General features: G+C 66.6%; 14 protein-coding genes and 1 pseudogene. All 15 read right to left on the reverse strand.

Annotation, left to right across the window (positions count from 1 at the left end):
- Positions 1–551 (reverse strand): trypsin-like peptidase domain-containing protein (locus tag ACE3TL_RS15375; protein WP_374579549.1); only part of this gene is annotated, 551 nt, incomplete at its 3' end.
- Positions 552–647: 96 nt separating this feature from the next.
- Complete coding sequence (locus ACE3TL_RS15380) at positions 648–1910, reverse strand: TCR/Tet family MFS transporter (RefSeq protein ID WP_374579550.1); 1263 nt, start codon at positions 1908–1910, stop codon at positions 648–650.
- A 63-nt stretch (positions 1911–1973) separates the two neighbouring features.
- Entirely contained in the window at positions 1974–2441 is a 468-nt protein-coding gene (locus tag ACE3TL_RS15385; protein WP_374579551.1) for an SRPBCC family protein, read from the reverse strand.
- Positions 2438–2773 carry an ArsR/SmtB family transcription factor gene (locus ACE3TL_RS15390; RefSeq protein WP_374579552.1) on the reverse strand — a complete coding sequence of 112 codons (336 nt, stop codon included), beginning with the start codon at positions 2771–2773 and terminating at the stop codon, positions 2438–2440. The genes ACE3TL_RS15385 and ACE3TL_RS15390 overlap by 4 nt, the downstream gene beginning before the upstream one ends.
- On the reverse strand, positions 2770–3216 hold the full coding sequence (locus ACE3TL_RS15395) for a VOC family protein (protein ID WP_374579553.1): 447 nt from the start codon (positions 3214–3216) through the stop codon (positions 2770–2772). The genes ACE3TL_RS15390 and ACE3TL_RS15395 overlap by 4 nt, the downstream gene beginning before the upstream one ends.
- The gene (locus ACE3TL_RS15400) at positions 3213–3677 is read right to left on the reverse strand and encodes a VOC family protein (RefSeq protein ID WP_374579554.1); all 465 of its coding nucleotides are present in this window, start codon (positions 3675–3677) and stop codon (positions 3213–3215) included. The genes ACE3TL_RS15395 and ACE3TL_RS15400 overlap by 4 nt, the downstream gene beginning before the upstream one ends.
- A 147-nt stretch (positions 3678–3824) precedes the next feature.
- Positions 3825–4241 carry a 50S ribosomal protein L17 gene (gene rplQ / locus ACE3TL_RS15405; RefSeq protein ID WP_374579555.1) on the reverse strand — a complete coding sequence of 139 codons (417 nt, stop codon included), beginning with the start codon at positions 4239–4241 and terminating at the stop codon, positions 3825–3827.
- A gap of 254 nt (positions 4242–4495) precedes the next feature.
- On the reverse strand, positions 4496–5512 hold the full coding sequence (locus ACE3TL_RS15410; RefSeq protein WP_374579556.1) for a DNA-directed RNA polymerase subunit alpha: 1017 nt from the start codon (positions 5510–5512) through the stop codon (positions 4496–4498).
- A gap of 80 nt (positions 5513–5592) precedes the next feature.
- Positions 5593–5982 (reverse strand): 30S ribosomal protein S11, encoded by a 390-nt coding sequence (gene rpsK, locus ACE3TL_RS15415; protein ID WP_293516134.1) that lies wholly within the window; start codon positions 5980–5982, stop codon positions 5593–5595.
- 12 nt (positions 5983–5994) lie between these two features.
- Positions 5995–6363: a 30S ribosomal protein S13 gene (rpsM, locus tag ACE3TL_RS15420; protein WP_312167028.1), complete on the reverse strand. Its 369-nt coding sequence runs from the start codon at positions 6361–6363 to the stop codon at positions 5995–5997.
- Between the two features lie 202 nt (positions 6364–6565).
- Complete coding sequence (locus ACE3TL_RS15425; protein WP_374579557.1) at positions 6566–7129, reverse strand: adenylate kinase; 564 nt, start codon at positions 7127–7129, stop codon at positions 6566–6568.
- A 54-nt stretch (positions 7130–7183) separates the two neighbouring features.
- The gene (secY, locus tag ACE3TL_RS15430; RefSeq protein WP_374579558.1) at positions 7184–8533 is read right to left on the reverse strand and encodes a preprotein translocase subunit SecY; all 1350 of its coding nucleotides are present in this window, start codon (positions 8531–8533) and stop codon (positions 7184–7186) included.
- Positions 8534–8694: 161 nt separating this feature from the next.
- The gene (rplO, locus tag ACE3TL_RS15435; RefSeq protein WP_374579559.1) at positions 8695–9177 is read right to left on the reverse strand and encodes a 50S ribosomal protein L15; all 483 of its coding nucleotides are present in this window, start codon (positions 9175–9177) and stop codon (positions 8695–8697) included.
- A gap of 136 nt (positions 9178–9313) precedes the next feature.
- Complete coding sequence (gene rpmD, locus ACE3TL_RS15440; RefSeq protein ID WP_374532389.1) at positions 9314–9493, reverse strand: 50S ribosomal protein L30; 180 nt, start codon at positions 9491–9493, stop codon at positions 9314–9316.
- 3 nt (positions 9494–9496) lie between these two features.
- Positions 9497–9723 (reverse strand): annotated as a pseudogene (locus ACE3TL_RS15445) (30S ribosomal protein S5); the annotation flags it as partial.

Consider the following 9723-nt stretch of genomic DNA (forward strand, 5'->3'; position numbering starts at 1 on the left):
GTCACCGTCTGACCAACGCCGAACGGGTCGCCGATGGCCAGCACCAGGTCGCCGACCTGGACCTCGCCCGAATCGTCGATGGCCAGGGTCGGCAGGCGCTCGTTTCCGACGTCGATCTTCAGCACGGCCAGATCGGTGCGCGGATCGGCCAGCAGGATACGGGCCGGATATTCGCGGCGGTCGGCCAGGGCCACGGTGATCTCCTGCCCGCCCTCGACCACGTGATTGTTGGTGACGATGACGCCGTCGCCGCGGACGATGACACCCGAGCCCAGCGAGCCCTGAATCCGCTCGCGCGGCGCGCCCATGCCGAACAGCTCCCAGAACGGGTCGGCCCGCTGGCGCACCAGCCGCTTGGACGAGATGTTGACCACGGCCGGCGCGGCCCGTTTCACCACGGGCGCGAACGAGGACTTCATGGTCAGGGCGTCGCCGGGCGCGGCCCGGACGGGCTGGGCCAGCGGAGGAATCTGGGCGTTGGACTTGGCCGTCGGGTCCGAACAGGCGGCCAGCAAGGCCATGGCGGGGATCAGGACGCGGTAGGCGCGCATGGAGTCTCCAAGCTTGGTCGTACGCCCCGGACTCTGCGAAGCTTTCGGGCGCAATGATGGCGGGTTTAGACCCCTGCGAGCCGCTGCGAAACCGCCTTAAGCCGCTGCTTGGACGGCCTTGCGCACATGGCCGACCTTGAGCGCCAGCAGGAAGGCGCCCACCAGCATGCCCGAAGCGAGGAAGATCGCCAGGCCCGGCTCGTGAAGCTGGCCGTCGTGGCGCACCGACCAGGCGAAGACCGTGCCGAACACGATCGGTCCGATCACCGAGGCGATGCCCTGCATGGCCTGGTTGGCTCCCTGAAGCTGGCCCTGGCCGGAAGGCTCGACGCGGCGGGTCATCAGGCCCTGCAGCCCCGGCATCAGGAAGTTCATGAAGGCGAAGACCGGAATGCCGGCCAGATACATCCAGCCTTCCGAAGCCAGGCCGTAGATCAGGAAGCCGACGGCGCCGGCGGCCGCCCCCAGCAGCAGGGCGCCGCGCTCGCCGATCTTCGCCACGACAGGCCCTACCAGCATGGTCTGGACGACGACGCCGGCGATCCCGGTCCCCATCATGGCCATGCCCATCATGCCCGGCGTCCAGTCATAGCGGTAACCGGCGTAGAGCACGAAGATCGACGGCAGCACCGTATGGGCGAGCTGGAACAGGAATCCGACACCCGCCAGCCCCAGCAGGTCGTTGTGGGAGCGCAGGAAGCCGAGCGAGCCGACCGGATTGGCCCGCTTCCAGTCGAACCGGGCCACGCGCCGCTCCGGCGTCAGCGATTCCGGCAGCACGAAGAAGCCGTAGAGCCAGTTGAGGGTCGTCAGCCCCGCCGCCACAAAGAACGGCAGGCGCAGGTCGATGTCCCCGAGGAAGCCGCCCAGCACCGGGCCGACGATGAAGCCGAAGGAGAAGGCCGAGCCCATCCAGCCGAACGCCTTGGCCCGCTTCTGCGGCGGGGTCACGTCGGCGACATAGGCGTTGGCGGTCGAGAAGCTGGCGGCGGTGAGCCCGTTGATCACTCGCCCCACGAACAGCCACATCAGGCTGGGCGCCAGAGCCATGAACAGGAAGTCGATGGCCAGGCCCCCGATGGAGATCAGCAGGATCGGCCGGCGCCCGTAGCGGTCGGACATCATGCCCAGGATCGGGCCGCAGAAGAGCTGCATCACGCCCCAGACCGCCCCGAACACCACGTTCCATTCGGAGGCGGCGGCCGTATCGCCGCCGGTGAACTCCTTGATGAGGTTCGGCAGCACCGGGATCATGATCCCGAACGAGATCGCGTTGATCACCGCAGCGGCGAAGATGAAGCGGAAGGCGCCGGCCCAACGCTTGTCGTCCTCCGCGCCGCCTTGAACTTGATCGCTCATGCCATTCTCCATCGGGGACTCAAGGGCGCGCCGCTTTGCGTCTCATTACCATGCGCCGGATTTCTAGGCGGCGCTCTCGCCATAGGATGTCAGCAGCGCGCGCCACCATTCGGCCAGCCGCATCAGCAGCGCCTGGTCGGGGAACCCGTGGCGGGCGGCGCTGCCCGCCGGCACGCGGTCGAAACCGCGATGCTCGACGCTCACCCGCGTCTCCTCGCCGACCGGCTCGAAACGCACCTCGACCTCGGTGTGAAGGTCGGGCGGGAAATTCGCCTGGCGCCAGGAGAACACCAATCGCGTCGGCGGCTCCCAGGCGGTGATGCGGCCGATCTCGAACACCTTGCCGTTCGCCAGGGTCTCGGTCAGCCGTCCGCCCTCACCCGGCTCGAACGCCAGGACGCCTGGCGCGCGCGGCGTCGTCTGGAAGAGGCCGTTTGGCCGCCACCAGGCGCCGATTTCACCGACAAAGGCCGCGAACGCCCGCTCGGGCGGCGCCTTCACCCGCAGCGCGACATAGACCTTCGAGGTCACGGCATGCGCTCGACATGCGCCTTGAAGGCGGTCAGTTGCTCCGACCACAGTCGCTCGCTCTCTTCGAGCCATCGCAGCAGATGCACCATGGGTTGCGGCCTCAGGGCGTAGATGCGCACGCGCGCATCGAAATCCGGATGGCTTTCCTCGACAAGGCCGCTTTCGCGCAGGGCGCGCAGGTGCCGGCTCATGGTCGGCGCCGACAGCCCGAGCTCGCGCGCCAGTTCGCCGGCTGGGCGCGGTCCGCGCGCCAGGATATCCACCGCGCGGCGCCGATACGGATCGGCCAGAGCCGCCAGGGTGGCGTCGATCTCGGCCGGTTGCGCGCTCATCGCCAGCCGGTGATCTTCAGGCCGCTCGCCGCCTCGGCTTCCTCGCGGCTCACCGCCTTGACGGTCTGCGAGACCGTCCAGATGTGCCCCTCGAGGTCGCGGCAGCGATAGGTGCGGTCGCCATAGAACTGGGTCTCCGGCTCGGCGATGATCTCCGCTCCGGCCGCCCGCGCCCGCTCGCAATGCGCATCCAGATCGCCCTCGACCTGAATGTGCACGGTCTGGGTGTTCTTGCCGCCGATCGACCGCGGGCTCTTGTGGTCGTCGCTCCACTCCTGGCCGACCATGATGTAGCTGTCGCCGAACTCCATCTGCGAATGGGCGAGATTGCCGTCTGCGTCCTCCAGCAGCATGGCCAGTTCGAAACCGAAGGCCTTTTCCAGCCAGGCCAGGGCCGCCTTCGGGTTCTGATAGACCACGGCCGAACTCAAACGCGCCGTCATGCGGTTCCTCCTCTGATCCTGTGTCCCGTCGCCTGCGCCATCTCCGCCGGGGAGAGCGCCTGGACCGTCTGGCCGAACGACCAGGGATGGTCCTCCAGGTCGCGGCAGGTGAAGACGCGGTCGCCATAGGGCTGGTCGGCCGGCTCGCGCTCGATCGCCGCGCCGGCCGCCCGCGCCCTTTCGCACAAGGCGTCCAGCCCCTCGGAAAGCTGCACGTGGATCGACTGGGTGGCCCGACCGCCGAAGTTCATCGGGCTGACCGCACGGCCGCTAGGCGGGCCGACGACCATGATATAGCCGTCATGCAGGCGAAGTTCGGAATGGACCACCCCGCCCTTCCCATCCTCGACGATCATCCCGACCTCGAAGCCGAAGGCCTTCTCCAGCCAGGCGATAGCCGCAATGGGGTCGCGACACCAGAGCAAGGGACCGATGGTCGGAAGCCGGGCGCGGTCGCTCATCTCGAACCCTTCCTATCGGGATACGATTTCTCGATCGTACAATATTTCCTCTTATACGCAATCATATCGATGAAAAAGGGCGAGCGAAACGCAAAAGCCCCGGACGTCGCCGTCCGGGGCTCTGGAAATCTGCAAACGCCGTGGGGCCTATTCGTCGGCAAAGGCCATGGCCTGGACCGGACCGGAGTCCTTGCCCTTTTCGGCCGGGTCGCGATCGACGAACTCGATCACGGCCAGCGGGGCGTTGTCGCCATGACGATAGCCAGCCTTCAGGACGCGGATATAGCCGCCCTGGCGTTCCTTGTAGCGCGGGCCGAGGACGGCGAAGAGCTTGCCGACCTGCTCGACGTCACGGACCTTGCTGATCGCCTGGCGGCGAGCGTGCAGGTCGCCGCGCTTGGCCAGGGTGACCAGCTTTTCGACGACCGGGCGCAGTTCCTTGGCCTTCGGCAGGGTGGTCACGATCTGCTCGTGCTTGATCAGGCTCGCCGCCATGTTGGCGAACATCGCGGTGCGGTGGGCGGTGGTCCGACCCAGTTTGCGGTGGGCTTTGCCGTGGCGCATGTCTTGTCTCCTGGGTCGCTCGACCCGCTGGACGTCCTGCTCTCGAGCAAAGCCGTCCTTAGCCTAACCAAGTCCCGGGCTGCTCCCGCCAGGGTCAAAACGAAGCGCCGGAGCCCTCCACCGCGGTCGCGGCTTCTTCGAGCCCATGCCGCAGAAGCGGCCCGGAGTCAGCGCGAGGACGCCTCGGACGGAATTTCCGCCCAAGGCGTCCCCAATCTTCAGGTCCGGGACCGGCCATGCGATCCCGGAACGCCTTACATTTGATCGTCGAACTTCTTGGCGAGTTCTTCGATGTTCTCAGGCGGCCAGTTCGGCACGTCCATGCCGAGATGCAGGTTCATGCCAGCCAGCACTTCCTTGATCTCGTTCAGCGACTTGCGGCCGAAGTTCGGGGTGCGGAGCATCTCCGCCTCGGTCTTCTGGATCAGGTCGCCGATATAGACGATGTTGTCGTTCTTCAGGCAGTTGGCCGAGCGCACCGACAGTTCGAGCTCGTCGACCTTCTTCAGCAGCGCCGGATTGAACGGCAGTTCCGGCTTGCTCTCGCCTTCGACCTTCTTCTTCGGCTCTTCGAAGGTGATGAAGATCTGGAGCTGGTCCTGCAGGATGCGGGCGGCGTAGGCCACGGCGTCCACCGGCGAGATCGCGCCGTTGGTCTCCACTTCCATGATCAGCTTGTCGTAGTCGAGGCTCTGGCCCTGACGGGTCGGCTCGACGCGATAGGCGACGCGCTTGACCGGCGAATAGAGGCTGTCGACGGCGATCAGGCCGATCGGAGCGTCTTCCGGGCGGTTGCGCTCGGCCGGGACATAGCCCTTGCCGTTGTTGACCGTGAACTCCATGCGCACGCTGGCGCCGTCGTCCAGCGTGCAGAGCACGTGGTCGGGGTTCAGGATCTCGATGTCGGCCGGCGCCTCGATCTGACCGGCGGTCACCGCGCCAGGACCGGTCGCGCGCAGGGTCATGCGCTTGGGGCCTTCGGCGTGCATGCGCAGCGCCAGTTGCTTGATGTTCAGGACGATGTCGACGACGTCCTCGCGGACGCCCTCGAGCGACGAGAACTCATGCACGACGCCGTCGATCTGGACGGCGGTCACGGCCGCGCCCTGCAGCGACGACAGCAGCACCCGGCGGAGGCTGTTGCCGAGCGTCACCCCGAAACCGCGCTCGAGCGGCTCGGCCACCAGACGCGCCTTGCGGTTCGCGTCGGCTCCGGCTTCGATCAGCGGCTTCTCGGGACGGATGAGCTCGTTCCAGTTTCTTTCGATCACGTAGAGATGTCCCTCGAAACGCAGGATCGCCGGACACGAAATTCTCGGTCCGGCGCGTGGGGAGTGCGGTACTGCGGTACTTAGACCCGCCGGCGCTTGGGCGGACGGCAGCCGTTGTGCGGAATGGGGGTCACGTCGCGGATGGTGGTGATCGTCATGCCGACGGCCTGCAGCGCGCGCAGCGCCGACTCACGGCCGGAACCCGGACCCGAGACGTTCACTTCGAGGGTCTTCACGCCATGCTCGGCGGCCTTGCGGCCGGCGTCCTCGGCCGCCATCTGGGCGGCGTACGGGGTGGACTTGCGCGAACCCTTGAAGCCCATCATGCCGGCCGACGACCAGGAGATGGCGTTCCCCTGCGCGTCCGTGATGGTGATCATGGTGTTGTTGAACGAGGCGTTCACATGCGCCACGCCCGAGGTGATGTTCTTGCGTTCGCGACGTTTGACGCGAGCCGGTTCCTTGGCCATCGCTAAGCTCTCTTACTTTTTCTTGCCGGCGATCGGCTTGGCCGGACCCTTGCGGGTGCGGGCGTTGGTATGGGTGCGCTGGCCGCGGACCGGAAGGCCCTTGCGATGACGCAGGCCGCGGTAGCAGGCCAAGTCCATCAGACGCTTGATGTTGACCGCGGTCTCGCGACGCAGGTCGCCCTCGACCAGATAGTCGCGGTCGATCGCCTCGCGGATTTGCAGCACCTCGGCGTCGGTCAGCTGATTGACGCGGCGCGCGTCCTCGATGCCAACCTTCTGGACGATCTCCTTGGCTTTCGCCTGGCCGATCCCATGGATGTACTGCAGCGCGATCACGACGCGCTTGTTAGTCGGAATGTTGACGCCAGCGATACGGGCCACGCGTTGAATCTCCTAGTCACGCAGAGAAGCGCGAACGGCGCCCCGGCCCAGAATCCCCAGTGGGAAGGCCGGCACGTCCTTCGCGCCCTTTCGCGGAAGCGCACCGTTATAGGGAACGTTGCGTTTCCGTCAATGGAGCAATCACAGGAATCTGAGGCTTTTCAGACTCCAGACGATCGCTGGGCGGAATGGTCGCCGGATCTCAGGCCTTGAGGGCCTGGTCGATCCCGGCGGCGACATCTTCGATCGAGCCCATGCCGTCCAGTTCGGCCAGTTTTCCCTGGTCCTTGTAGTAGGGCAGCAGCGGCGCGGTCTGTTCGTTATAGGCCGAGAGCCGCACCTTGAAGCTCTCGGGATTGTCGTCGGGGCGGCCCGACTCGGCGAAACGGCCGGCGACCCGCTCCAGGAGTTGCACGTCGTCCACCTTCAGGCGGAGCACTAGATCGATTCGCGAGCCGCGCTTGGCCAGCATCTCGTCCAGGGCCTTGGCCTGGGCCAGGGTCCGCGGGAACCCGTCGAAGATCGCTCCGCCGGCGGCTTCGGCTTCAGGCAGGCGCTCCTCGATCAGGGCGATGACGATCTCGTCGGTGACCAGCTCGCCCCGTTGCATCACGCCCTCGACCTTCTTGCCGAGCTCGGAGCCCGAGGCGATCGCCGCGCGGAGCATGTCTCCGGTGGAAAGCTGGACCATCTTGCGGGACTCGACCAGGCGCTTGGCCTGGGTTCCCTTGCCCGCCGCGGGCGGGCCGAACAGGATCAAGTTCATCTTGTAGCGTGTCCCCTCCCCGGCCACCCCTAGGCCGGTTCTCAAATCGGCTCCCTAGCGCGCGCGGCCGCCGCGCAGCTTGGATTTCTTGATCAGGCCTTCGTACTGGTGGGCCAGCAGGTGCGACTGGATCTGGGTGACCGTATCCATGGTCACGCTCACCACGATCAGGATCGAGGTGCCGCCGAGATAGAACGGCGCCTTGAAGTAGCCGATCAACGCCTCGGGCATCAGGCAGACGATGGTGATGTAGGCCGCGCCGATCACCGTCAGGCGGGTCAGCACATAGTCCAGATATTCCGCCGTCCGCTTGCCCGGACGGATGCCGGGCAGGAAGCCGCCGTACTTGCGCAGGTTCTCGGCGGTGTCCTCCGGATTGAACACGACCGAGGTGTAGAAGAAGCAGAAGAAGATGATCAGCACCGCATAGAGCACCATGAACGCCGGGCGTCCGTGCTGGAGCTGGCCGACCAGGCCGGGCAGCCATTGCGCCCAGGCCGGCAGGTCCGCGGTGGCCAGGAAGCCCATCGCCGTGGTCGGCAGCAGCAGCAGCGACGAGGCGAAGATCGGCGGAATGACGCCGGCGGTGTTGATCTTCAGCGGCAGGAACGAGGTGTCGCCGCCGAACATGCGATTGCCTTGCTGGCGCTTCGGATACTGCACCAGCAGCCGGCGCTGGGCCCGCTCGATGAACACGATGGCGAAGACGACCGCGATGGCCAGGGCGATGATCGAGAACATGGCGAAGGCCGACAGCGAACCGGTCCGCGTCATGGTGAACATCTGCCAGACGCCCTGCGGCAGCACCGCGACGATGCCGGCGAAGATGATCAGCGAGACGCCGTTGCCGACCCCGCGGCTGGTGATCTGCTCGCCCAGCCACATCAAGAACATCGTGCCGCCCGTCAGGGTGACGATGGTCGAGGCCATAAAGAAGAGGCCCGGGTTCAGGACCAGGTTCGGGCTGTTCTGGAGCCCGGTGGCGATCGCGCCGGACTGCACCAGCGCCAGCAGGACCGTGAGATAGCGGGTGTATTGGTTGAGGGTCTTGCGGCCCGCCTCCCCGCCTTCCTTGCGCAGCTTCTCCCACGGCGGATAGACCGTGCCCAGCAGCTGGACGATGATCGAGGCCGAGATGTACGGCATCACGTTCAGCGAGAAGATCGCCATACGCTCCACCGCGCCCCCGGAGAACATGTTGAACATGCCGAGGATGCCCTGCGCCTGGCCCTGGAAGGCCTGGGCGAAGGCGGCCGGATCGATGCCGGGGATCGGGATGTAGGTCCCGAGGCGGTAGACGACCAGCGCGATCAGGGTGAACCAGATGCGCTTGTGGAGCTCCGACGCCTTCTGGAAGGCGCCGAAGTTCATGTTTGCTGCGAGCTGTTCGGCGGCCGAAGCCATTTAGAACCCCAGACTGGTTGACGCCCGTACATAGGGCGTCCGTCCTGCGCTGTCATCCGGCGCCCTTGCGGCGCCCTGCTCCACGCCAGGTGGAGGTCAAGGCGCAGCTGCGCCGGAGATCAGCCTCGGGTCCCCGCGCGGGCGCGGGGATTGACGCGTGCCTACTCGGCGGCTTCCGCGGCCGGGGCGGTCGTGGTGACCTTGCCGCCAGCCTTTTCGACCGCAGCCTTGGCCGAGGCCGAGGCCGAATAGACGGTGATGTCGATCTTCGACTTCAGTTCGCCCTTGCCCAGCAGCTTCACGCCGTCCTTTTCACGGCGCAGCACGCCGGCGGCGACGAGGGCCGCGCCGTCGATGGCCTTCTTGGCGTCGAGCTTGCCGGCGGCGATCGCCTGCTCCAGGCGCCACAGGTTCACTTCGGCGAATTCCTTGGCGAACGGGTTGTTGAAGCCGCGCTTGGGCATGCGCATGTGCAGCGGCATCTGGCCGCCCTCGAAGCCGGCGATCGAGACGCCGGTGCGGGACTTCTGGCCCTTCACGCCGCGGCCGCCGGTCTTGCCCTTGCCCGAGCCCGGGCCGCGGCCGACGCGCATGCGGTTCTTGGTCGAACCCGCGCTCGGGGAAAGTTCGTTGAGCTTGGTCATGTGACGCCTCTCCTTGGAGATCTGTCGCCCGGGCGCTCGCCCGGACTCGGCTGAAAAATTCGAACGGCCGCCGAAACGGCCGAAGAGGCGACGCTTTTGGCGCCGCCTCTCCTAAACGTCCAGTCCAAAGGCTGATCTAGCCTTCGACGACTTCCACCATGTGATGGACCTTGGCGATCATCCCGCGTACGGACGGGGTGTCTTCCAGGACCGACACGCGGCCAATGCGGTTCAGGCCCAGCCCGATGAGGGTCGCGCGCTGATCGCTCTTGCGGCGGATCGGGCTCGCGATCTGGCGAACGGTCACCTTAGCCATGGGTTACTCTCCGTCAGCGGCGGCGGCCGCAGCGCTGTCGGCCTTGCGGCCCAGCACGTCGGCGACCTTCTTGCCGCGCTTGGCGGCGACCTGGCGGGGCGAAGACTGAGCCTTCAGCGCCTCGAAGGTCGCGCGCACCATGTTGTAGGGGTTCGACGAGCCGACCGACTTGCCGACGACGTCCTGGACGCCGAGGGTTTCGAGGACCGCACGCATCGGACCGCCGGCGA

The sequence above is a fragment of the Phenylobacterium sp. genome (assembly GCF_041920015.1).
Classification (GTDB): Bacteria; Pseudomonadota; Alphaproteobacteria; order Caulobacterales; family Caulobacteraceae; genus Phenylobacterium.

Coding starts and splice junctions, on each gene's coding strand:
- ACE3TL_RS15380 (WP_374579550.1), bottom strand. CDS start 1,910: ATGAGCGATCAAGTTCAAGGCGGCGCGGAGGACGACAAGCGTTGGGCC.
- ACE3TL_RS15400 (WP_374579554.1), bottom strand. CDS start 3,677: ATGAGCGACCGCGCCCGGCTTCCGACCATCGGTCCCTTGCTCTGGTGT.
- ACE3TL_RS15425 (WP_374579557.1), bottom strand. CDS start 7,129: ATGAACTTGATCCTGTTCGGCCCGCCCGCGGCGGGCAAGGGAACCCAG.
- rplQ (WP_374579555.1), bottom strand. CDS start 4,241: ATGCGCCACGGCAAAGCCCACCGCAAACTGGGTCGGACCACCGCCCAC.
- rpsK (WP_293516134.1), bottom strand. CDS start 5,982: ATGGCCAAGGAACCGGCTCGCGTCAAACGTCGCGAACGCAAGAACATC.
- rpmD (WP_374532389.1), bottom strand. CDS start 9,493: ATGGCTAAGGTGACCGTTCGCCAGATCGCGAGCCCGATCCGCCGCAAG.
- secY (WP_374579558.1), bottom strand. CDS start 8,533: ATGGCTTCGGCCGCCGAACAGCTCGCAGCAAACATGAACTTCGGCGCC.
- ACE3TL_RS15395 (WP_374579553.1), bottom strand. CDS start 3,216: ATGACGGCGCGTTTGAGTTCGGCCGTGGTCTATCAGAACCCGAAGGCG.
- rplO (WP_374579559.1), bottom strand. CDS start 9,177: ATGACCAAGCTCAACGAACTTTCCCCGAGCGCGGGTTCGACCAAGAAC.
- ACE3TL_RS15390 (WP_374579552.1), bottom strand. CDS start 2,773: ATGAGCGCGCAACCGGCCGAGATCGACGCCACCCTGGCGGCTCTGGCC.